At 66.2% G+C, this 23,265-nt stretch carries 22 protein-coding genes; 14 read left to right on the top strand and 8 right to left on the bottom strand.

Annotated features, from left to right (window positions below; translation table 11 throughout):
* Nucleotides 1–15 precede the first annotated feature (15 nt).
* The 6 genes from G3N58_RS00625 to G3N58_RS00600 form a co-directional block, all read right to left on the bottom strand.
* Nucleotides 16–1,167 carry a Gfo/Idh/MocA family oxidoreductase gene (locus tag G3N58_RS00625; protein WP_205998242.1) on the bottom strand — a complete coding sequence of 384 codons (1,152 nt, stop codon included), beginning with the start codon at nt 1,165–1,167 and terminating at the stop codon, nt 16–18.
* 247 nt (nt 1,168–1,414) lie between these two features.
* Entirely contained in the window at nt 1,415–2,464 is a 1,050-nt protein-coding gene (locus tag G3N58_RS00620; protein ID WP_205998241.1) for a sugar phosphate isomerase/epimerase family protein, read from the bottom strand.
* Nucleotides 2,465–2,622: 158 nt separating this feature from the next.
* The gene (locus G3N58_RS00615) at nt 2,623–3,585 is read right to left on the bottom strand and encodes a substrate-binding domain-containing protein (RefSeq protein WP_205998240.1); all 963 of its coding nucleotides are present in this window, start codon (nt 3,583–3,585) and stop codon (nt 2,623–2,625) included.
* Between the two features lie 262 nt (nt 3,586–3,847).
* On the bottom strand, nt 3,848–4,861 hold the full coding sequence (locus tag G3N58_RS00610; protein ID WP_205998239.1) for an ABC transporter permease: 1,014 nt from the start codon (nt 4,859–4,861) through the stop codon (nt 3,848–3,850).
* Nucleotides 4,842–6,329, bottom strand: coding sequence for a sugar ABC transporter ATP-binding protein (locus G3N58_RS00605; RefSeq protein ID WP_167036478.1), 1,488 nt, complete (start codon nt 6,327–6,329; stop codon nt 4,842–4,844). Before G3N58_RS00605 ends, G3N58_RS00610 begins: the two co-directional genes overlap by 20 nt.
* A gap of 3 nt (nt 6,330–6,332) precedes the next feature.
* A complete protein-coding gene (locus G3N58_RS00600) occupies nt 6,333–7,418 on the bottom strand; it encodes a LacI family DNA-binding transcriptional regulator (protein WP_205998238.1) in 1,086 nt (361 codons plus the stop codon).
* A gap of 359 nt (nt 7,419–7,777) precedes the next feature.
* Between G3N58_RS00600 and G3N58_RS00595 the strand changes: the two genes are divergently transcribed.
* From G3N58_RS00595 to ureG, 14 genes are all read left to right on the top strand, one after another.
* On the top strand, nt 7,778–8,431 hold the full coding sequence (locus G3N58_RS00595; RefSeq protein ID WP_167036472.1) for a protein-L-isoaspartate O-methyltransferase: 654 nt from the start codon (nt 7,778–7,780) through the stop codon (nt 8,429–8,431).
* A gap of 75 nt (nt 8,432–8,506) precedes the next feature.
* On the top strand, nt 8,507–8,830 hold the full coding sequence (locus G3N58_RS00590) for a rhodanese-like domain-containing protein (protein ID WP_013088667.1): 324 nt from the start codon (nt 8,507–8,509) through the stop codon (nt 8,828–8,830).
* A 607-nt stretch (nt 8,831–9,437) separates the two neighbouring features.
* Nucleotides 9,438–10,736, top strand: coding sequence for an urea ABC transporter substrate-binding protein (gene urtA / locus G3N58_RS00585; RefSeq protein WP_167282096.1), 1,299 nt, complete (start codon nt 9,438–9,440; stop codon nt 10,734–10,736).
* 147 nt (nt 10,737–10,883) lie between these two features.
* A complete protein-coding gene (urtB, locus tag G3N58_RS00580) occupies nt 10,884–12,563 on the top strand; it encodes an urea ABC transporter permease subunit UrtB (RefSeq protein ID WP_205998263.1) in 1,680 nt (559 codons plus the stop codon).
* A 1-nt stretch (nt 12,564) separates the two neighbouring features.
* The gene (gene urtC / locus G3N58_RS00575; RefSeq protein WP_205998237.1) at nt 12,565–13,845 is read left to right on the top strand and encodes an urea ABC transporter permease subunit UrtC; all 1,281 of its coding nucleotides are present in this window, start codon (nt 12,565–12,567) and stop codon (nt 13,843–13,845) included.
* The gene (gene urtD, locus G3N58_RS00570) at nt 13,845–14,708 is read left to right on the top strand and encodes an urea ABC transporter ATP-binding protein UrtD (protein WP_205998262.1); all 864 of its coding nucleotides are present in this window, start codon (nt 13,845–13,847) and stop codon (nt 14,706–14,708) included. The genes urtC and urtD overlap by 1 nt, the downstream gene beginning before the upstream one ends.
* A 27-nt stretch (nt 14,709–14,735) precedes the next feature.
* Complete coding sequence (urtE, locus tag G3N58_RS00565; protein ID WP_205998236.1) at nt 14,736–15,428, top strand: urea ABC transporter ATP-binding subunit UrtE; 693 nt, start codon at nt 14,736–14,738, stop codon at nt 15,426–15,428.
* A gap of 55 nt (nt 15,429–15,483) precedes the next feature.
* Complete coding sequence (locus G3N58_RS00560; RefSeq protein WP_205998235.1) at nt 15,484–16,377, top strand: urease accessory protein UreD; 894 nt, start codon at nt 15,484–15,486, stop codon at nt 16,375–16,377.
* A gap of 388 nt (nt 16,378–16,765) precedes the next feature.
* Nucleotides 16,766–17,068: an urease subunit gamma gene (ureA, locus tag G3N58_RS00555; protein ID WP_167036458.1), complete on the top strand. Its 303-nt coding sequence runs from the start codon at nt 16,766–16,768 to the stop codon at nt 17,066–17,068.
* Between the two features lie 37 nt (nt 17,069–17,105).
* On the top strand, nt 17,106–17,411 hold the full coding sequence (locus G3N58_RS00550; protein WP_167036942.1) for an urease subunit beta: 306 nt from the start codon (nt 17,106–17,108) through the stop codon (nt 17,409–17,411).
* A gap of 151 nt (nt 17,412–17,562) precedes the next feature.
* Nucleotides 17,563–19,269, top strand: coding sequence for an urease subunit alpha (ureC, locus tag G3N58_RS00545; protein ID WP_205998234.1), 1,707 nt, complete (start codon nt 17,563–17,565; stop codon nt 19,267–19,269).
* Nucleotides 19,270–19,271: 2 nt separating this feature from the next.
* Nucleotides 19,272–20,015: an urease accessory protein UreE gene (gene ureE / locus G3N58_RS00540; protein WP_205998233.1), complete on the top strand. Its 744-nt coding sequence runs from the start codon at nt 19,272–19,274 to the stop codon at nt 20,013–20,015.
* Complete coding sequence (locus G3N58_RS00535) at nt 20,002–20,682, top strand: urease accessory UreF family protein (protein ID WP_205998232.1); 681 nt, start codon at nt 20,002–20,004, stop codon at nt 20,680–20,682. The genes ureE and G3N58_RS00535 overlap by 14 nt, the downstream gene beginning before the upstream one ends.
* 19 nt (nt 20,683–20,701) lie before the next feature.
* Nucleotides 20,702–21,358 carry an urease accessory protein UreG gene (gene ureG, locus G3N58_RS00530; RefSeq protein ID WP_167036447.1) on the top strand — a complete coding sequence of 219 codons (657 nt, stop codon included), beginning with the start codon at nt 20,702–20,704 and terminating at the stop codon, nt 21,356–21,358.
* Nucleotides 21,359–21,360: 2 nt separating this feature from the next.
* Here ureG and G3N58_RS00525 read toward each other — a convergent pair whose 3' ends face one another.
* The gene (locus G3N58_RS00525) at nt 21,361–21,732 is read right to left on the bottom strand and encodes a hypothetical protein (RefSeq protein WP_167036444.1); all 372 of its coding nucleotides are present in this window, start codon (nt 21,730–21,732) and stop codon (nt 21,361–21,363) included.
* Nucleotides 21,729–23,042, bottom strand: coding sequence for a lipid IV(A) 3-deoxy-D-manno-octulosonic acid transferase (gene waaA / locus G3N58_RS00520; protein ID WP_205998231.1), 1,314 nt, complete (start codon nt 23,040–23,042; stop codon nt 21,729–21,731). The genes G3N58_RS00525 and waaA overlap by 4 nt, the downstream gene beginning before the upstream one ends.
* Nucleotides 23,043–23,265: the final 223 nt, after the last annotated feature.

Here is a 23,265-nt window from a genome sequence, read left to right as displayed (position 1 = left end):
CAACCACCACCCCACTCACCCCGCCGCGATCTCCTGCCACTGCCCATCCGCCGCGCTGCTCGCGAGCACGGCCTCGATAAAGCGCAGGCCGTCCACGCCATCGTCGACCGTCGTCAGCAGCCGGCTTTCGGGCGGCGGCTCGCGGCCCTCGTTCAACGCGTCGATCTGCAAGGCCGCGTCCTTGTACAACTGCGCGAACGCTTCGAGATACCCTTCCGGATGCCCCTGCGGCACGCGCGTCGCATGCGCGGCCACCGCGCTGTTCACGCGCCCGCGCGTCAATCGCTCGGCCGTGCCGCCGAGCGGCGTGAACCACAATTCGTTGGGCTGCTCCTGATCGAACGCAAGACCCGCCTTCGTGCCGTAGACGCGCAGCCGCAACGCGTTCTCCGCGCCGCTCGCCACCTGGCTCGCCCACAGCATGCCGCGCGCGCCGTTCGCATAGCGCAGCAGCGCCTGCACATGATCGTCGAGGCGGCGCCCCGGCACGAAGGTATGCAGCTCGGCGGAAAGTTCGCGCGGCAGCATCCCCGTGACGAAGACGGCGAGGTGATACGCGTGCGTGCCGATGTCGCCGAGACAGCCCGCCGGTCCCGCGAGCGCCGGGTCCGTGCGCCAGCCGGCCTGCCTGTTCGCGCCGGTCGCTTCGATCGGTTCGGCGAGCCAGTCCTGCGCGTATTCGACCTGCACGACGCGGATCTCGCCCAACTCGCCGCGCTCGACCAGTTCGCGCGCATGGCGCACGAGCGGATAGCCCGAATACGTATGCGTGAGCGCGAACAGCAGCTGCCTCGCGCGCGCGAGTTGCGCGAGGGCCTCGCCTTCGGCGAGCGACACCGCGAGCGGCTTGTCGCATATCACGTGGATGCCCGCTTCGAGAAACGCCGTCGCGACTGGCGCATGTAGATGATTCGGCGTGACGATCGCCACCGCGTCAATGCCGTCATCGCGCGCGGCTTCGGCGCGCGCCATCTCGCGCCAGTCCGCATAGCTGCGCGCGATGCCGGCTTCGAGTGCGCTCGTCCGCGCGCGCTCGGGATCGGACGACAACGCGCCCGCAACGAGTTCGAAGCGATCGTCGAGCCGCGCGGCGATCCGGTGCACCGCGCCGATGAACGCGCCCTGCCCGCCGCCGACCATGCCGAGCCTGAGCTTTTTTTGTGGCATCGGATTTCCTCTCCTTCCTTTGTCTTTGTGTTTGGACGGCGCGACGCGTGCGTAGGTAGGTGTGGCACGCGGCCACAGTGCGCGCCACCGCGCCTTCTGTCCTTCCTTCGCGCGGGCCCTCTGTCACCGCGCGCTGCTGTCACCCGCTCCTTGTCACCCGCTCTCTATCACCGCGCTCACGGACCGCCGCCGCGCCTGCCAATCTACGAATAGCCCTACCGTGCAACCCGCGCGGCACAACCCACCCTCAAATCCCAAGCACGCTTTTCAACCGCACGGCATCGACGCCACTGCCCGCGAAATCGTCGAACGCATGCTCGGCCACGCGGATGACGTGCCGCCGGATAAACTCCGCGCCCTCGCGCGCGCCGTCGTGCGGATGCTTCAGCGCGCACTCCCATTCGAGCACCGCCCAGCCCGGAAAATCGTATTGCGCCATCTTCGAGAAGATCGCGCCGAAGTCGATCTGTCCATCGCCGAGAGAGCGGAAGCGTCCCGCGCGCTCGACCCAGCCGCTATAGCCGCCGTACACGCCCTGCCTGCCGGTCGGCCGGAACTCGGCGTCCTTCACATGAAACGCCTTGATGCGCTCGTGATAGATGTCGATGAACGCAAGGTAATCGAGCTGTTGCAGCATGAAGTGGCTCGGGTCGTAGAGAATGTTCGCGCGCGCGTGCTGCTTCACCGCGTCGAGAAAGCGCTCGAAGCTCACGCCGTCGTGCAGGTCCTCGCCCGGATGCAGTTCGTAGCAGACGTCGACGCCGGCTGCATCGAACGCATCGAGAATCGGCGTCCAGCGGCGCGCGAGTTCGTCGAATGCGGCCTCGACGAGACCGGCCGGACGCTGCGGCCACGGATACAGATACGGCCACGCGAGCGCGCCGGAAAACGACACGTGCGTGCTCAATCCCAGGCGGCGCGATGCTTGCGCGGCGAGCTTCATCTGCGCGATCGCCCATTGCGTGCGCGCGGCCGGATCGCCGCGCACGTGCGGCGCGGCAAAGCCGTCGAACAGCGCGTCGTAGGCGGGATGCACGGCGACCAGTTGTCCTTGCAGATGCGTCGACAGCTCGGTAATCTCCACGCCCACGTCATCGACGGTCTCGCGCAACTCGTCGCAATACGCGTCGCTCGTGGCCGCTTTCTCGAGATCGATCAGGCGCGGATCGCACGGCACCTGCACGCCCTTGAAGCCGAGACCGGCCGCCCAGTTCGCAAGATGCGCGAGATTGTCGAACGGCACTTCGTCGCCCATGAACTGCGCGAGAAAGATCGCCGGACCTTTGATGGTTTTCATCGTACGGTTCCTCGAACCTGGCGCGCGCGGGTCGCGTTCCCTTCAGGATGAACGGGACGCTCCCGCGCGCGTTAAACGATCAGCGCCGCGATGCTCCGGGCGGAACGCAAGATGGCACCCAACGTGCCGCTCGCAGCGTCGCCCGAGCGCCGCCTAACTTAAAACGGCGAGTCCGGGAAATAGAACTGCTGCGCGTTTTCCTTCGTAATCAGCACCGACGGAATGATCGTCGTGGCCGACAGCTTCTCGCCCTTTAACCGCGCTTCGGCCGTGAGCTTGATCGCGTCGTAGATGAATTTCGGCGAGTACGACACGTCGGCCTGGATCATCGGCGCACCATCCATCACGTTCTTCACCATGCCTTTCGAGCCCGCGCCGCCGAACACGATCTTGATGTCGTTGCGCTTCGCCTGATCGATCGCCTTGACGACGCCGACCGCCATGTCGTCGTCGGCGGCCCACACGGCGTCGATATGCTTGAAGCGCGTCAGGTAGTCCTGCATCACCTTGAACGCATCGTCGCGATTCCAGTTCGCGTACTTCGCGTCGAGAATCTTCAGGTCCGGATAGTTCTTGATCACATTCGTGAACGCGGTCCAGCGCTCGTTGTCGAGCGTGGTCGGAATGCCGCGCAGCGCAACGATATTGCCCTTGCCGCCGAGCGACTTCGCCAGATACTCGGCGGGAATCCGGCCGAACGCGGTGTTGTCGCCGGCCACATAGGCATCCTGTGCGCTCGTGTTCGTGAGGCCGCGATCGACCACGGTCACGTACACGCCTTTCTTCTTGACCTGCTCGACCGGTTGCGTGAGCGAAGCCGATTCATACGGAAAGATCACTAGCGCGTTGATCTTGTTGACGGTCACGAGGTCCTGCAACTGGTTCGCCTGCTCGGGCGAGTTGGCCGCGGTCTTCACGATCACCTTCAGATCGGGATGCGCTTTCTCGAGATCGGCCTTCGCCTTGTTGGCCCACCAGACGATGCCGCCCGTGAAGCCGTGATCGGCCGTCGGAATCGCGACGCCTAGCGTGACCTTGTCGTCGGCGCGCGCCGCGCCCGCCGTGCCCAGTATTCCCAACGCCAGCATGCCGGCGCCGATCGCTCGAATGACCTGCTTCATGGTGTGTCTCCAATGTTGAGGCGCTCGGGGCGCCCCGTTTTTCGGACCTGCGTTCAGATTGCCGTCGTTGCGTTTGCTGCTTTTTTTGCCGCTTTTTTTGCTGCTTTCTTTTGCTGCTTTTCGCTGCGTCCGCACTGCCGTTGCTTCATCACCGTGGCCGCACTGCGGTTGCTTGGCGGTTGCCTGGCTACGGCTTCATTGCTGCTTCATGGTTGCTTCACTACGGCCCCTACCCGCCGCGCTTCCAACCGGCAGCGCCCCACTACCGCCTTCCACGCTGCACGAACGCGACGAAAATAATCACGACGCCCTGCACTGCCGCATTCAGATACACGCTGATGATGCTGGTCAGGTTCAGGATGTTCGCGATCACCGAAAGCAGGATCGCGCCGATCACGGTGCCGATCACGCGCCCCTCGCCGCCCTTGAGCGCGGTGCCGCCGACCACCACCGAAGCAATCGCTTCGAGCTCCCACAACAGGCCGGTGGTCGGCGTCGCGGAGCCGAGGCGCGGCACATACAGCACCGTCGCCACGCCCACGCACATCCCGAGCAGCACATACGTGACGATCTTCACGGTATCGACGCGAATCGCCGCATAGCGCGCAACCTGTTCGTTCGAGCCGATCGCCTGCACATGGCGGCCGAACGCGGTGCGATTGAGGATCAGCGCGCCGCCCGCCGCGACCACGAGAAACACCCAGATCGGCACCGGCACGCCGAACAGGCTCGCGTAATAGACCGGGCCATACAGATCGGATAACGAATCATTGAGTGTCAACGCGCCGCCGTCGGCGAGCCATGTCAGCACCGCGCGAAAAATCCCGAGCGTGCCGAGCGTAACGATGAACGGCTCGATGCGCCCTTTTGTAATCAGCAATCCGTGCGCGCAGCCGAACAGCGCACCAAGCACGAGCGCCGCGACGATGCCGATCGTCACGATCAGCAACGGCGGCAACGCATGGCCTGCCGTGCCCGCCGCCAGCGCGTTCATGAGCCAGATCATGCTGCCCGCGATCAGCGCGGCCATCGAGCCGACCGACAGATCGATGCCGCCCGAAATGATCACAAAGGTCATGCCGACCGCGATGATGCCGATGAACGACGTGCGCGTGAGCACGTTCATGAGGTTGTCGAGCGTCGCGAAATCGCGATTGAGCAGCGTGCCGACGATGCACAGCGCGATCAGCCCGACGAGCGGCCCGAGCGTATAGAGCCGCTGCGCGACGCGCAGCGCGCGGCGTGATGGCACGGCTTCAGTGGGTGCCGGTCGCATGGGCGATCAACTCCTCTTCGGTCAGATGGTCGAGCGCGAGCGTCGCTTGCAGGCGTCCCGCGCGCATCACGGCGACGCGATGGCACAAGCCGATCAGCTCGATCAGTTCGGATGAAATGACGATCACCGCGCGGCCCTGCGCGGCGAGACGATGAATCAGAAAGTAGATGTCACGCTTCGCGCCGACGTCGACGCCGCGCGTCGGCTCGTCGAGCACGATCACGCTCGGGTCCGGTTGCAGAAACTTCGCGAGCGCGAGCTTCTGCTGGTTGCCGCCCGAGAGCATGCGCGCGCGGCTCGACAGGTCGCCCGTGCGAATGCCGAATTCGCCGACCGCTTTCTGCAAGGCCGCGCGGCCCGCCTTCAGGTCGAGCAGCGGATGCGCGTAGCGTTCGAGCGTCATCAGCGTGAGGTTGTCCTGCAGGTTCAGATCGACGTGCAGGCCTTTGCCCTTGCGGTCCTCGCTCAGATACGTGAGGCCGTGGCGCATCGCCTCGCGCGGGCTTTTCAGATCGACGGGCCGGCCCGCGATGTCGAGGCGGCCGCCCGTGCGTTTGCGCAAGCCGATGAGCGCCTCGAACGCCTCGGTGCGGCCTGCGCCGACCAGCCCCGCGAAGCCGAGCACTTCGCCGGCGCGCACCTCGAAGCTCAGGTCCTCGACCCAGTCGGGCACCGTGAGGCCGTTCACGCGCAACGCAACCGGCGCATCGGCGGGCGCGGTCGCCTTGTCGGGGAACATATCGGACAGCTCGCGCCCGACCATCAGGTTCGCCATCTGCTGGCGCGCAAGCCCTGCGGTCTCGCCGCGCGCGACGAAGCGGCCGTCGCGCATCACGATCACCTCGTCGGTGATGCGCTCGACTTCGTCGAGCTTGTGCGAGATGTAGACGATCGTCACGCCGTCGGCCTTGAGCTTCGCCATCAGCGCGAAGAGCCGTTCGGTTTCGGCGGGCGTCAATGTCGCGGTCGGCTCGTCCATGATGAGCAGACGCGCGCGCCGCGACAGCGCCTTCGCGATCTCGACCATCTGCTTTTCCGCGACGATCAGCTCGCGCACCTTCGTGTCGGGCGCGCGCTCGAGCCCGACCTGCGCGAGATAGCGCGCGGCGTCGGCGCGCATCGCGGCATCGTCGACGAACCAGCCGCGCCGCTTCTCGTGGCCGAGGTACATGTTCTGCGCGATCGTCAGATGCTCGGCGAGGTTGAACTCCTGGTGGATCAGCACGATGCCTTGCGCCTCGGCGTCGCGCGAACCGCTAAAGCGCCGCGCGTGACCGTCGATGAGCACGCTGCCCGACGTGGCCGTTTCGTAACCGGCGAGGATTTTCATCAGCGTCGACTTGCCCGCGCCGTTCTCGCCGAGCAAGCCGTAGATGCGCCCCGGTGCGATCTCGAAGCTCACGCCGTGCAGCACGCGCACGGGGCCGAAGTCCTTGCGGATGTCGTCGAAGCGGATCGCGAGGCTCATGGCTCAGGCACTCCCGCGAATCACGAGGCGATGCGGCAGCAGCACGCCCGGCACGCTGGCCTGCGGATTCGCGAGTCGTTGCAGCAGCAGGCGCGCGGCCGTTTCGCCGAGTTCGCGCATCGGCTGCGCGATCGTCGTGAGCGGCGGATCGATCTGCGCGGCGAGCGAAATATCGTCGAAGCCGACCACGGCGACGTCGTCGGGCACGCGCTTGCCGACGCTGCGCAAACCGTGGATCACGCCGATCGCGAGCGTATCCGACACCGCGAAGATCGCGCTCGGCGCGGCGGGCTGCTGCATCAGCGTGACCGCGGCCGAGGCGCCCGCTTCGTAGTCGAGGCTGTTCAGGTTCATGCGCCAGCGCGGGTCCGGCGCGATGCCGGCCTCGGCGAGCGCATCGAGATAGCCCTGCTGGCGCTGCCGCGCATACAGATAGCCGACGTCGGAATTGATGAGCCCGATGCGCCGATGGCCGCGCGCGAGCAGATGCCGAACCGCGTCGCCGGCCGCGCGGTAGTTGTCGATGCCGGCATACGGCACGCCCACCGCCGGGTCGAACTCGCAGCAGGCGACCCACGGCAGCGCCTGCGAGGCCTCGCCGAGCGCCTGCTGGATCGTGTCCGGATCGAGGCAGATCGCGCCGTCGGCGCGGCGGCGGCGCAGCATGTCGAAATAGCTGCGCTCGCGGCCCGGGTCCGCGCCGGTGTCGCACAACAGCATGAAGTAGCCGTGCTGACGCGCGACGCTGTCGATGCCGCGCACGATCTCGGCGTAGAACGGATTGCCGAAGTCGGGGACCATCGTCAGCAGCAGGCGGCTTTCCGCCGTGCGCAGATTGCGCGCGAGTTCGTTGACGCGATAGCCGCTCGCGTCGATCGCGGCGAGCACCTTGTCGCGCGTCGCGGCCCGCACGTTCTCGTGGCCGTTCAAGACGCGCGAGACCGTCGCGACCGAGACGCCCGCCTGCTGCGCGACGCCCGCAATCGAGATGTCGCCGGCCGCGCGCAGCGACGCGCCGGCGACCTCGGAAGCCGTCCCGCTCGCGGTGGCCGGCGCGGCCGGAGACGACTTCGACGAAGTTCTGGACACAGGGGCTCGCGCAAAAATGTAATCGATTACATTTTTGCGCGATGACGCGGCGAATCGCAAGAACCGATCGCTAGGGATTAACACGGGGGGCGCCGCGCACGGCCGGCCCCGGGCGGGCGGACGACTGACCGCTTACCGGCCGCCCGCGTGCCGCCTGCTCGCCGATTGGCTGCCGATTAGCCGCCGAAGTCCGGCGAACTGCCGCCATTTGGTACAATCGCGCCGCTACCCTGACGCGGCCCGCAACTCCGAAGGCTTTCCCGCGAAGCCGCGCCCGCCGGCAACCAAGCCGCGGCACAGTCAGGTCAACAGTCCGCGGCTCCCCGCCCGCTCGCCAAACCAAAACCGCCGAATCCACCATGAACATCGAGCAAGCGCGTTTCAACATGATCGAACAGCAGATCCGCCCCTGGGAAGTGCTCGACCAGGACGTGCTGAATCTGCTCTCGATCGTCAAACGTGAGAATTTCGTCCCCGCCGCCTACCGCGACCTCGCTTTCGCCGACCTCGAAGTGCCGCTGCCGGCCGGTCAGCACATGCTGGCGCCGCGCGTCGAGGCGCGCGTGCTGCAGGAACTGGCGGTGAAGAAGCACGAAAGCGTGCTCGAAATCGGCGCGGGCTCGGGTTACATGGCGGCGCTGCTCGCGCATCGCGCGCAGCACGTGCTGAGCGTCGAGATCGAGCCGGAACTGGCCGAACTCGCGAAGAGCAACCTGATCGCCAACGGCGTGCTGAACGCCGAAGTCGCAACCGGCGACGCCGCGCGCGGCTGGGCCGGCGCGGCGCCGTACGACGTGATCTGCGTGTCGGGCGGCCTGCCGGTGCTGCCGCAGGAAATCCTCGAACAGTTGAAGGTGGGCGGCCGTCTCGCCGCGTTCGTCGGCACCGCCCCCGTCATGAAGGCGCAAATCATCACGCGCATCGACGAGAAGCAGTACCGCATCGCCGACGTGTTCGAAACCTACATCGAGCCGCTCGCCAACGCGGTGCAACCGCCGCGCTTCAAGTTCTGAAGCGGCTTTTAGCTGCATTTTTTTACCGGACGGACGGCGCACATGCCGCCGTCCCCTGAACTGGATGTCCCGCTGATGCAAAACCTGACCGCTCCGGCACTCGCCGAATGGCTCGCCGACACCTCGCGTCCCGCGCCCGTGCTGCTCGACGTGCGCGAGCCGTGGGAACTGCAAACGGCGTCGATGGCCGGCATCGTGTCGATTCCGATGCGCGAGATTCCCGCGCGCAGCGAAGAACTCGACGACGACGCGCAGATCGTCTGCATCTGCCATCACGGCGCGCGCAGTGCCCAGGTCGCGATGTTCCTCGAATCGCGCGGCCATACGAACGTGTTCAATCTGCAAGGCGGCATCGATGCGTGGTCGCGCCAGGTCGATCCGTCGGTTCCCACGTATTGAGGCGGAGCTATTGAGTTTGAACGCGCGGTAACCAGCGCGTTGCAACGGCGCAAGGGCGGGCAGTCCTTGCGCCGTTTGTTTTTTGTACCTTTGCTGTTGTCGTTACTCTTCCGCCTCTGCCCGTCCGTCACCTCGCCTCACATCACGTCGCGCAGCTTGTGAAGCGCGCGCTCGAACAGCGGCGCCATGCGCGCAGCTCGCTTGAATAGCTGCTTGCGAATAGCGACTCGCGCTCGCACGATGCGATCGTCGCCCCTCACCGAACACACATCCCCCACACACGCCGGCTGCGCATGCACCCGCACACACGCCGCTTGCGCCCGCTCCCGGCCACTGACGCTTATCCACGCTTCGTTACAGCGCGGCGCGCACTCGAACGAGGCACAGCGCGTGCGCCTGCACCAGATTCGCGCCGCTATCCGCCCGCGAATGCGCGATACCCGCGCCGCCGCCGGCCGCGCCACCACAAGCATCGCGCGCGCCCCGCACCCGATGCGTCACATGGCATATGCCTTGCAGTAGACGAGCGGCTAGTCGTACGGTCCAGGTCCCGCTGGCTGAAACCGACGCTTATAAGCAGTGACCATCAATGGCAAGGGGAAAGCACATGAAACGTCGCAGTCTGTTGAAGTATGGCTCCATGGCCGGCGCGCTCGCGCTTGCGGGCCGCGTGCCGTTCGCACACGCGCAGTCCGATGGCGGTCCGATCAAGGTCGGCATCCTGCATTCGCTGTCGGGCACGATGGCGATCTCCGAAACCTCGCTGAAGGACACCGCGCTGATGACGATCGCGGACATCAACCGGAACGGAGGCGTGATGGGCCGGCAGATTCAGCCCGTGGTGGTGGACCCGGCATCGAACTGGCCGCTCTTCGCCGAGAAAGCGCGCCAGCTTCTGACGCAGGAGAAGTGCGCGGCCGTGTTCGGCTGCTGGACCTCGGTGTCGCGCAAATCGGTGCTGCCGGTGTTCGAGGAATTGAACGGCCTGCTGTTCTATCCCGTGCAGTACGAAGGCGAGGAGATGTCGCGCAACGTGTTCTATACGGGCGCGGCGCCGAATCAGCAGGCGATTCCCGCGACCGAGTATCTGATGAGCGCCGAAGGCGGCGGCGCGAAGCGCTTCTTCCTGCTCGGCACCGACTACGTCTATCCGCGCACGACCAACAAGATCCTGCGCGCGTTCCTCAAGTCGAAAGGCGTGCAGGAAGCCGATATTCAGGAGGTCTATACGCCGTTCGGCCATAGCGACTATCAGACCATCGTCGCGAACATCAAGACCTTCTCACAGGGCGGCAAGACCGCGGTGATCTCGACCGTCAACGGCGATTCGAACGTGCCGTTCTACAAGGAACTCGGCAACCAGGGGCTCAAGGCCTCGGACGTGCCGGTCGTCGCGTTCTCGGTCGGCGAGGAAGAGTTGCGCGGCATCGATACGAAGCCGCTCGTCGGCAATCTGGCGGCGTGGAACTACTTCATGTCGCTGCGCAATCCGGCCAACGAGAAGTTCAAGAAGCAATGGGCCGCGTGGGTCAAGGACAACAACCTGCCGGGCGGCACGAAGCGCGTGACCAACGATCCGATGGAAGCGACCTTCGTCGGCATTCATATGTGGAAGCAGGCGGTCGAGAAAGCGAAGAGCACCGAGGTCGACAAGGTGCGCGTCGCGATGGTCGGGCAGACCTTCGCCGCGCCCTCGGGCTTCACGCTCGAGATGGACGGCAACCACCATCTGCACAAGCCGGTGATGATCGGCGAGGTACGCGCGGACGGCCAGTTCAACGTCGTGTGGCACACCAAGGGACCGGTTCGCGCGCAGCCGTGGAGCCCGTTCATCGCCGGCAATGCGGGCAAGCCGGATGTGGTCAGCTCGATCCCGGCGTTTTTGCGGCGCTCGCGGGTTGCGTGACGCGTGGCGTATCCGCAGAAGCGAGTGTGTGACGTTGCGGCGCGCGTCGATGCGTCGCAACGCCTTGCGTCTAAAAGCGCGGTTGCTACCGCGCCGCCCTCGCCGGCTTTATCGGCTTATCGAATCCCCCTCGTGCAAAAGGCCATCATGGCGTTTTCCTTTCCGACTTTCCCACGACGACGCTTCACGCCACGCATCGTACGTTGCGTCGCATTCCGTACGATCGGCAATGCCTCGCTCGCATTGCTGCTCGTGCTGTGCCTCACCGGCGCACCGTCCGCCGCATTCGCGTTGACGCAAGCCGACCTCGCGCCGCTTGCCGGCGACGACTTCGAAGCGAAGTCCGCCGCGATCGACAAGCTGATCGCAACGCACGATACCGCCTCGCTCGCGGTGCTCAAGGCACTCGCCGACGACAGCGCGCTCGCCACCGACGCGGGCGCCCTGCTGCTGCAGGACGGCGACACCGCACGCGACGCACTGACGGGCCAGGCCGTCGCCGCGAACGACGCGCAGCCGGTCACGCTGAACAACCTGCTGCGCGCGAAAGTCTCGGGCGCGCTCTCGGGCCTGCAACTCGCCTCGCCCGACCAGGCCACGCGCGCGGCGGCCATCGACGCGCTGCTGCAAAACCCCGACCCGTCGCTCAAGCCGCTCGTCGACGCGGCCCGCGCGAAGGAAACCGACCCGGTGCTGAAACAACGCCTCGACACGCTGTGGGCGATGAGCGCGCTGCACGACGCCGATCCCGCCAGGCGCCTTGAAGCGGTGCGGCTGGTTGCCGCGCGCCATGACCTCGACATGAACGAACTGCTGCGCCCGCTCGTCGCGAAGAAAGCGGACGGCTCGTTCGCGGAAAGCGACGAACGCGTGCGCGCGGCCGCGCAAAGCGGCATCGACGAACTCGAGGCGATCCAGCGCCGCAGCCAGATCGCGGGCACGCTGTTCGCGGGGCTGTCGCTCGGCAGCGTGCTGCTGCTCGCGGCACTCGGCCTCGCGATCACGTACGGGCTGATCGGCGTCATCAACATGGCGCATGGCGAATTCCTGATGATCGGCGCGTATGCGAGCTATGTCGTGCAGAACCTGTTTCAGCGCTTCGCGCCCGGCGCGTTCGACTGGTATCCGCTCTTCGCGATACCGGCCGCGTTCGTCGCGGCGGGGCTCGTCGGCATTGTGCTCGAACGGCTCGTGCTCAGGCATTTGTATGGGCGGCCGCTCGAAACGCTGCTGACCACCTTCGGCGTGAGCCTGATCCTGATTCAGGCAACCCGCATGCTGTTCGGCGCGCAGAACGTGCAGGTCGTCAATCCGTCGTGGATGAGCGGCGGCGTGACCGTGCTGCCGAACCTGATCCTGCCGTACAACCGGCTCGCGATTCTCGCGTTCTCGCTGGTCGTCGTCGCAATCGCGTGGGCCGTGCTCACGCGCACGCGGCTCGGCCTGTTCGTGCGCGCGGTCACGCAGAACCGCCGCATGGCCGCCTGCGTCGGCGTGAAAACCGCGCGCGTCGATTCGTATGCGTTCGCGTTCGGCGCGGGCATCGCGGGGCTCGGCGGCTGCGCGCTGTCGCAGATCGGCAATGTCGGGCCCGACCTCGGCCAGAGCTACATCATCGATTCGTTCATGGCGGTCGTGCTCGGCGGCGTCGGCCAGCTTGCGGGCACCGTGCTCGGCGGCTTCGGCCTCGGGCTCGTCAGCAAGGCGATCGAGCCGTTCTGGGGCGCGGTGCTCGCGAAGATCGCGGTGCTCGTGCTGATCGTGCTGTTCATCCAGAAGCGTCCGCAGGGCATGTTCGCCTTGAAGGGCCGCAGCGCGGAGGCTTGAGATGACATCGGCAATTTCCTCTACTACGTCGTCGGCCGCCTCGGAGGCGACCTCAGCGACGCATTCGCCGGCAAGTCCATCTTCCGTCGCACCGTCGCGCGTCGGTCGCGACGGTCATGCGCCCGGCGCCACGGCAGGCAGCGGCGCGGGCAACGCACGCGATGCCAACGCCGGCTTCGCGCTCGGCCTGCCGCCGCATCCCGCCTTGCTGTCGCGCCGCGCGTGGCTCGCGCTGATCGCGCTCGTCATCGTGTTCGGCCTCGGCGTGCCGTTCGCCGCGCTCGTGATTCCCGAAACGAGCGCGCTGCATCTGTCCGCCTACGCGATGACGCTGACCGGCAAGTTCATGTGCTACGCGATCGCGGCGCTCGCGCTCGATCTCGTCTGGGGCTACTGCGGCATCCTGAGCCTCGGCCATGCGCTGTTCTTCGCGCTCGGCGGCTACGCGATCGGCATGTACCTGATGCGCGCGATCGGCCACGACGGCAAGTACGGCAGCGATCTGCCCGACTTCATGGTGTTTCTCGACTGGCACCGGTTGCCGTGGTACTGGCAGGGCACGCAGCATCTCGGCTATGCGCTGCTGCTCGTCGTGCTGGTGCCGGCCGTGGTCGCGTGGGTGTTCGGCTTCTTCACGTTCCGCTCGCGCGTGAAAGGCGTGTACCTGTCGATCATCACGCAGGCCATGACCTTCGCCGCGATGCTGCTGTTCTATCGCAACGAAACGGGCTTCGGTGGCAACAACGGCTTCACCGACTTCAAGCGCATCGGCGGTTTTCCGATCACGCATCCGGGCACGCGCGCCGCCTTGCTGCTGATCACGTTCGCGGTGCTGATCGCGGCGTTCCTCGGCGCGCGCGCGATCGTCACCTCGAAGCTCGGCCGCGTCGTCACCGCGGTGCGCGACGGCGAAACGAGGCTGATGTTCCTCGGCTATAGCCCGCTTGCCTACAAGCTGTTCGTGTGGACCGTGTCGGCCGTGCTGTGCGGCATCGCGGGCGCGCTCTACGTGCCGCAGGTCGGCATCATCAATCCGGGCGAAATGTCGCCGGGCAACTCGATCGAAATGGCGATCTGGGTCGCGGTCGGCGGACGCGGCACGCTGATCGGACCGATCATCGGCGCGTTCGCGGTGAACGGCGCGAAGAGCTTTTTCACGGCGAACTTTCCGGAGTACTGGCTGTTCTTTCTCGGCCTGATTTTCGTGCTGGTGCCGCTGTTGTTGCCGAACGGCATCATGGGGCTCGCCGAGCTGCTGACGCGCAAAAGGAACCGCGCATGATGAACGAAAACCCGCTGGTGGCCGATCTGGCCTTGCCTGAAGCACCCGCCGAAACGTCGCTGAGCGGCGTCGCGAACATGGGGCACGCGGTCGTACCGGGCGAGATCGACGTCTCGCACGGCACGATCCTCTACCTCGAAGACGTGACCGTGAGCTTCGAGGGCTTTCGCGCACTCAACGCATTGTCGCTCGCGATCGACGCGGGCGAACTGCGCTGCGTCATCGGCCCGAACGGCGCGGGCAAGACCACGATGATGGACGTCATCACCGGCAAGACCGCGCCCGACGACGGCAAGGTGTTTCTCGGCCAGTCGATCGACCTCACGCGCATGAACGAGCCCGCGATCGCGCGCGCAGGCATCGGCCGCAAGTTCCAGAAGCCGACCGTGTTCGAACAGCATCCCGTATGGGAAAACCTCGAACTCGCGATGCAGGCCGACAAGGGCTGGTGGGCCTCGCTGCGCGCACGGCTCGATCGCGAGGCGCAGGCGCGCATCGAGCAAACGCTCGCGCTGATCGGGCTCGAAAGCGAAGCGCGGCGGCTCGCGGGCGAGCTTTCGCATGGACAGAAACAGCGCCTCGAAATCGGCATGCTGCTGATGCAACGCCCGGCACTGCTGCTGCTCGACGAACCCGCGGCCGGCATGACCGACGACGAAACCATGCAGCTCGCCGAACTGCTCGACCGGCTGCGCGGCACCTGCTCGATGATGGTCGTCGAGCACGACATGGAGTTCGTCGCGGCGCTCGCGGGAGAAACCGGCAAGGTGACGGTCATGGCCGAGGGGCGCGTGCTCGCGCACGGCACGCTCGACGAGGTGCAGCAGAACGAGACCGTCATCGAGTCTTATCTGGGCCGCTGAACGACGATTCGACAGGACATCAGGAACATGCTCGAAGTAGACCGACTGAACCAGTACTACGGCGGCAGCCACATTCTGCGCGACGTGCAGCTCAGCGTGCCCGAGGGCAAGCTCACGGTGCTGCTCGGCCGCAACGGCGTGGGCAAGACCACGCTGCTGCGCTGCCTGATGGGCGTCGTGCCCGCGAAGAGTGGTGCGATCGCATGGCGCGGCATGCCGCTCACGAAGCTGCCGACCCATGCGCGCGTCGCGCAGGGTCTCGCTTACGTGCCGCAGGGCCGCGATATCTTTCCGCGTTTGACCGTCGAGGAAAATCTGCTGGTGGGCGCGGCGAGCCGCAAGGCGCCGAAGCAGATCCCCGCGCGCATCTACGAACTGTTTCCGGTGCTCAAGGACATGCGCGGGCGGCGCGGCGGCGATCTCTCGGGCGGTCAGCAGCAACAGCTCGCGATCGGCCGCGCGCTGATGAGCGAGCCGCAACTGCTGATTCTCGACGAGCCGACCGAAGGCATCCAGCCGTCGATCATTCAGGACATCGGCCGCACGCTGCGGCAACTGGTCGAGGACATGGGCCTGACGGTGCTGCTCGTCGAGCAGTATTACGACTTCGCCAAAGCGATCGCCGATCATTACTGGGTGATGAGCCGAGGGGAGATCGTCGCGGGCGGCGCAGGCGCGAATATGGAAGCGGATGGCGTGCGCGGGTTGATTGCGGTTTAACATGGCACTCGTTTGACCCGCTCCGTTCCACGCCGTCGCCCACCCATCCACTCGCATGTCGCTTCACGAAAACCGCGCCACGCTCGTCACCGCGCAACCGGCTGCTCATGACGCCACCCATGCGCCGTGGCACGCGCGCCTCGAACTCGGCTTCACCCACGGCGACGCACGCACGACGCTCGCGCACCGGCTGCACGATGGGCCATTGCGCGTGCAACGCCCGCTCTACCCCGAAGGCCAGGCGATCTGCCATGCGGTGATCGTGCATCCGCCCGGCGGCATCGCGGGCGGCGACCGGCTCGACATCGACGTCGCGCTCGGCATGCACAGCCATGCCGTGCTGACGACGCCGGGCGCGACCAAGTGGTACAAGTCGAACGGCCGCGCGGCGCGGCAGCGCATTGCGGTGCGCGTCGGCGAACACGCGAAGCTCGACTGGCTGCCGCAGAACAACATCGTGTTCGATCATGCGCATGCGCAACTCGATTTTTCGCTGACGCTCGCCGACGGCGCGAGCGCGATCGGCTGGGACGCGACGCAGCTCGGACGCCAGGCGGCCGGCGAACGCTGGTCGGCGGGCAGCCTGAGTGCGGTGTCGCGCATCGTCGGCGCGCGCGGCGAATTGCTGTGGTTCGAGCGCGCGAGCCTCGCCGCGAACGATCCGCTGCGCGATGCCCCGCAAGGGCTCGCCGGCTTTCCCGCCTACGGCGCGCTATGGGCCGTCGGCGCCGCGTGCGACGACGCGCTCGCCGAGTCGCTCTCGGCGCAACTGCCGTTCGACGATACGCTGCGCGCCGCCGCCTCGTGCGTGACGAACGGCGTGCTGATCGTGCGCGCGGTGTCGCGCTCGATGGAGACGCTGCAACAGGCGCTCACGCGCTGCTGGCTGCAATTGCGGCCGGTCGTGCATGGCGTCGCGGCGGTGCCGTTGCGAATCTGGTCGACCTGAGCGCCTAAGCACCTGAGCAGCGCGGAAGACCCGCACGCTTGCACCTGGCCGACCCGGCAAGCCGCCCGCCTCGGTTTTCACCTTCAGAACGCCGAACGCGCACCAACGTGGCGCGCACGCATGCCCCAAACCCGTGCGCAAGCGCGTCGCGCGCGCTGTGCACCGAGGCCGCGACGCGATGGCATACGGCTTGCGTTGCATTGCGCCGCCGCACACTGTGCTGCCGCGTGGCACCACGACCCGACGGCCGCCCCTGTCTGTAAGCCCACCGTTAGCAGGACTTGATACCGTGACCAGTTGATCCGGCATGGCCGCATTGTCCGCAACGCGACAGGCCACGCCACCACGACCGACCTCACCGCAAGCCCTATTTGCAAGCCCATATCCGATGAAGCTGACACCTCGCGAGAAGGACAAGCTGCTGATCTTCACCGCCGCGCTGCTCGCCGAACGGCGCCGCGCGCGCGGCCTCAAACTGAACTATCCGGAAGCGGTCGCCTTCATCAGCGCGGCGCTGATGGAAGCGGCGCGCGACGGCAGGAGCGTCGCCGAGGTCATGCACTACGGCACCACGCTGCTTACGCGCGCCGACGTGATGGAAGGCGTGCCCGAGATGATCCCCGACATCCAGGTCGAGGCGACGTTCCCCGACGGCACCAAGCTCGTCACGGTGCATCATCCGATTCCCTGAACTTCTTACCGTCAAGACAGGCTCCATGGCAGGTTCCATGATTCCCGGCGAACTCCTCATCGACGACGGCGAGCACGAACTGAACGCAGGCCGCGCGACGCTCACGGTGGTCGTGTCGAATACCGGCGATCGGCCGGTGCAGATCGGCTCGCACTACCACTTCTACGAGGTGAACGAAGCGCTGTCGTTCGATCGCGACGCGGCGCGCGGCTTTCGCCTGAACATCGCGGCCGGCACCGCCGTGCGCTTCGAGCCCGGCCAGGAGCGCACGGTCGAGCTCGTCGAACTGGCGGGCGAGCGGGTCGTCTACGGCTTCAACGGCAAGGTGATGGGCAAGCTGTGAGGTACGCCAGCCGCGCCCGTTCGCTTCGGCCGCGCTGTGCCGCTTCTGGTCTTGCTTCATAGCCTTGCTTCACGGCCTTGCTTTATAGCTTCCCATCGCAACCACGCTCCGCAGCCTCGCTTCGCTTAGCCGCCCATTCCGGACCCACACCATGACACTACGCATTGGCCGCCGCGCATACGCGGAGATGTTCGGCCCCACCACCGGCGACCGCGTGCGCCTCGCCGACACCGACCTGCTGATCGAGATCGAACGCGACTTCACGACCTACGGCGAAGAGGTCAAGTTCGGCGGCGGCAAGGTGATTCGCGACGGCATGGGCCAGTCGCAGCGCGTGCATGCCGAGGTCGTCGATACGGTCGTGACGAACGCGGTGATTCTCGATCACTGGGGCATCGTGAAGGCCGACATCGGCATCAAGGACGGGCGCATCGCGGCGATCGGCAAGGCCGGCAACCCCGACATCCAGCCGAACGTGACGATCGCGATCGGTGCGTCCACCGAAGTGATCGCGGGCGAAGGGCTGATCGTGACGGCGGGCGGCATCGACACGCATATCCACTTCATCAGCCCGCAGCAGATCGAGGAAGCCCTCGCGAGCGGCGTGACGACGATGCTCGGCGGCGGCACCGGCCCCGCGACCGGCACCAATGCGACGACCTGCACGCCGGGGCCGTGGCATCTCGAACGCATGCTGCAGGCGGCCGACGGGTATCCGATGAACCTCGGCTTTCTCGGCAAGGGCAACGCGAGCCGACCGCAGCCGCTCGTCGAGCAGATCGCCGCCGGCGCGATCGGCCTGAAGCTGCACGAGGACTGGGGCACGACGCCGGCCGCGATCGACACCTGCCTTGCCGTCGCCGACGACACCGACACGCAGGTCGCGATCCACACCGACACGCTCAACGAAGCGGGCTTCGTCGAAGCGACCGTGGCCGCGTTCAGGGGCCGCACGATCCACACGTATCACACCGAAGGCGCGGGCGGTGGCCACGCGCCCGACATCATCAAGGTATGCGGCGAAGCGAACGTGCTGCCCTCGTCGACGAATCCGACGCGCCCCTATACGGTCAACACGCTCGAAGAACATCTCGACATGCTGATGGTGTGTCATCACCTCGACCCGTCGATTGCCGAAGACATCGCCTTTGCCGAATCGCGGATTCGCCGCGAGACGATCGCGGCCGAGGACATCCTGCACGACCTCGGCGCGCTGTCGATGCTGTCTTCCGATTCGCAGGCGATGGGGCGTGTCGGCGAGGTCATCATTCGCACGTGGCAGACCGCGCACAAGATGAAGGTGCAACGCGGCGCGCTGCCCGAGGACAACGCGCGTCACGACAATTTCCGTGCGAAGCGCTACGTCGCGAAGTACACGATCAACCCGGCGATCACGCACGGCATCGCGCATGAAGTCGGTTCGATCGAACCGGGCAAGTGGGCCGACCTCGTGTTCTGGGAGCCGGCGTTTTTCGGCATCAAGCCGTCGCTGATCCTCAAGGGCGGCATGATCGCGATGGCGCAGATGGGCGACCCCAACGCATCGATTCCGACACCGCAGCCCGTGCACTATCGCGAGATGTTCGCGACGCGCGGCGGCGCACTCGGCCGCACGTCGCTGACCTTCGTCTCGCGGATGGCCGCCGAGGCGAACGTCGCCGAACGCTATGGTTTGGAGAAGCGCATCGTCGCGGTGCAGAACTGCCGCAACATCACGAAGGCCGACATGATTCACAACGCGTGGCGCCCGAACATCAGCGTCGATCCCGAAACGTATCAGGTGATCGCCGACGGCCAGTTGCTCACCTGCGAGCCGGCCGCCGTGCTGCCGATGGCGCAACGTTATTTCCTGTTCTAGACATGCGTACTCTCGACAAACTTCTCGCACCGCATCTGAAACTCGCGCCCGTCTTGATCCGGCGCGCCCCGACATTGACGCTCGCCTTCGACGAGCGCCGCAAGAGCCGTCTGGCGGCGACGCTCGACAACGGCGAGGAAGTCGCCTTGCTGTTACCGCGCGGCACCGTGCTGCACGACGGCGACGTGCTCATCGCCGACGATGGCGGTCTCGTGCGTGTCGTTGCCGCGCATGAAGCCGTGCTTTACGTACGCGCTTCGGATGCGCTGACGCTCACGCGCGCCGCGTATCACCTCGGCAATCGTCATACGCCGGTGGAAGTCGGCGCCGATTATCTGAAGCTCGAATACGATCCGGTGCTCGCCGATATGCTCGTGCGCATCGGCGCGACGGTCGAGCAGGTATCGCTGCCGTTCCAGCCCGAAGCGGGTGCGTATGGCGGCGGACACAAGCATGGTCACGACGAGACCTTCGCCGAAGACTATGCGCTCGCGCAGCAGGTGTTCGGTGAGCATCATGGGCCGGGGCATGCGCATGCTCATGCTCATGCTCATGAGGGTTGCGCGCATTCGCATGGGCACTTGCATGAGCACCCACATGCGCACTCGCAAGCGCGTGAGCACGAGCACGGCCATGAGCGTGGCCACGATCACGATCATCAGCATGGCCAGGCATGTGACCATGACCATGCGTACGACGACACATGCGGCCACTCGCATCACCCGCACCCGCATGCGCATCGCTGAACTCACCGCACTGCTGCATCTCGCGTCGCCGGCGCTGCCGATCGGCGCGTTCAGCTATTCGCAGGGCCTCGAAGCAGCCATCGAAGCGCAATTGATCACCGACGCAGATTCCGCGCGCGACTGGATCGCAAGCGGCCTGACCGACGTGCTCGCACGCTGCGAGCTGCCGTTTCTCGCGCAGCAAATGGAGCGCTGGCGCACGCACGACGCGGCCAGCCTCGCCGATGCCAACGGCGAATTTCTCGCGAGCCGCGAATCGGCCGAACTGCGGCGCGAAACGGAGCAGATGGGCTGGTCGCTGCGGCAGTTGTGCGTGTCGCTCGAATGGGGCGATGCGTCACGACGCGCGACGCTCGCCACGCTCACGCCGCTCGCGCAGCCGACCGCGTTCGCCTTCGCCGCCTATGCGCACGACGCCGCCGCCGATGCCGCGCTGGCCGCCTACGCGTTCAGCTGGGTCGAGAACCAGGCCGCCGCCGCCCTGAAGGCGGTGCCGCTCGGACAGCTCGCGGGCCAGCGCATCATCGTCGCGCTGCGCGGGCCGATCGATGCGGCCGTCGCGCGGGCGCTCGCGACCTCGCGCGAGGACATCAACACGTTCGCGCCGCAGCTCGGCATTCTCTCGGCGCGCCACGAGTCGCAGTATTCGCGGCTCTTCCGCTCGTAACACGCTCACACGATCCATCATGAACGCACCTCATCATTCCGCTTTCCCCGCCCGACCCCGCACGAAGAAACTGCCGCCGCTGCGCGTGGGCGTCGGCGGTCCGGTCGGCTCGGGCAAGACCACGTTGCTCGAAATGCTGTGCAAGGCGATGCGCGACCGGTACGACCTCGTCGCGATCACGAACGACATCTACACGAAAGAGGACCAGCGTCTGCTGACGGTGGCGGGCGCGTTGCCGGCCGAGCGAATCATGGGCGTCGAGACGGGCGGCTGCCCGCATACGGCGATCCGCGAGGATGCGTCGATCAACCTCGAAGCGGTCGAGCGCATGCTCACACGTTTTCCCGACGCGGACATCGTGTTCATCGAATCGGGCGGCGACAATCTCGCGGCGACCTTCAGCCCGGAACTGTCGGACCTGACGATCTACGTAATCGACGTCGCGGGCGGCGAGAAGATTCCGCGCAAGGGCGGCCCCGGTATCACCAAGTCGGATCTGCTCGTCATCAACAAGACGGACCTCGCGCCGCTGGTCGGCGCGAACCTCGACGTGATGGCGTCCGATGCGACCAGGATGCGCGGCGAGCGGCCATTTGTGATGTGCAATCTGAAGGCGCTCGCGGGCCTGGACGAGGTGGTCGCGTTTATTGAAAAGAAGGGGTTGTTGAGGGTGTGAGACTACCGCTTCAAGCGAAGACACATGTAGCGATAAGCAACGTCATCTGGATTAACAGCTCCCCCACCAACCAGCTGGATAGACGACGTGAGCTGAGCCATTCGCATATCGGCCAGTTTTCTGGCGGAATCGATCTGCGAATACTGAACATCACATTGCGTGTGATGCAATTCCGTATTGCTTTGCATCAGACTTTCATTTTGCTGCTTGAGCAATGCAACTTGCTCCTGAAGCAGAGAAATCCGGCCACCGTAAAAATGGTCCACCACTGCGTGATACATACCCAAGACGGTCCCCATCACGATCAACGGCGGCCCCCATCGATTGATTAAAGTCCGAAGAAGAATTAACCGCCCATCGGCTTTTTTCCTCATCCCGGCAACACCGCCGTCAACACATCCACCGTTCGCGCCGTCGCTCCGCTGTGCCGTGCGGCGAACGCCGCCGCCGCGCCACCCATCGCCAGCCGCCGCGCCTTGTCGCCAAACAGCTCGCGCAACGCGCGCGCCAGATCGGCCGGGTCCTGCACCTGCACGGCGGCGCCGGCCGCGACCGCGTCGGCAGTGGCCTGGGTGAAGTTGAACACGTGCGGGCCGATCAGCACCGGCACGCCGACCGCGCACGCTTCGATCAGATTCTGTCCGCCGAGCGGCAACAGACTGCCGCCGATAAACGCAAGGTCCGACGCCGCATAGTAAGCACCCAGTTCGCCCATCGAATCGCCGAGCAGCACCTTCACGTCCGCAGACAACGGCGGCACGCCGTCGTCCACGCTTCGCGCCGCCGACGCGAGCTTCGCATCGGGCGCCCAGTTCGAGCGGCGTTCGAGCCGCAAGCCCGCCTTCCCGACGAGCCCCGCGACCTCGTTGAAGCGCTGCGGATGGCGCGGCACCAGAATCAGCAGCGCATCGTCGACGCCAAGCGCCGCAAACGCTTCGAGCACGAGCGCCTCTTCGCCCTCGCGCGTGCTGGCCGCGACCCACACGGGCCGCGTGCCGATCGCGGCGCGCCACGCATGACCGCGCGCCACGAGTTCGGGCGGCGTGCTCATATCGAACTTCAGATTGCCGAGCACCGCGACGTTGCGCGCGCCGAGCGCGGTCAGCCGTTCGGCGTCGGACGGGCTCTGCGCGAGCACGCGCGCGAAACCACCGAACACGTCCTTCGTCGCGCTGCCGAACTTCGCCGCGCGCTTGTACGAACGCGCCGACATCCGCGCATTGGTCAATATGAGCGGCACGTCGGCGCGGCGGCATTCGTCGATCAGCGTCGGCCACACTTCGGTCTCCATCACGAGACCGAGCGACGGCCGCCACGCGCGCAGAAAACGCCGCACCGCGTGCGGCATGTCGTAGGGCAGATAACAGCGCAGCACGCGGTCGCCGAAAATCCCGGTGCCGGTCGCGCGGCCGCTCGGCGTCATGTGCGTGAGCAGAATGCGTGCGTCGGGACGCGCCTTCATCAATGCATCGATGAGCGGCTGCGCAGCGCGCGTTTCGCCGACCGACACCGCATGCACCCAGATCAACGGCGCGCTGTCCTCGGGCAGGAGGCCGCGCGCATAGCCGAAGCGCTCGCCGATATGCTCGCGATATCCGCGCTCCTTGCGCGAACGGATCAACAGACGCAGCACGGCCAGCGGCGCGACGAGCCACCAGAGCGCGCGATAAATCGCTCTTAGCATCGGCGCTCCGCATCGTTCGCATGGCTCGGGCGGCTCGAATGATCCGCGCGGCGCGTGGGGTGCACGGGATGCACGTAGTTCGTGTGGTTCGGACGCTTTAGGTGAATCGCGCCGATCGCCGCGCCCGCGCGAATCACACCGCCCACGCAACTCGCGCGACTCGCATCGATCTCACCCCACGACAAACAAGCGGCCGGCGCGCCCCGCCAGGCCATCAGGCCAA

Origin of the sequence: Paraburkholderia sp. Ac-20342 (genome assembly GCF_017104985.1) — a bacterium.
Taxonomy (GTDB): domain Bacteria; phylum Pseudomonadota; class Gammaproteobacteria; order Burkholderiales; family Burkholderiaceae; genus Paraburkholderia.
This window is presented reverse-complemented; position numbering and strand designations above follow the sequence as displayed.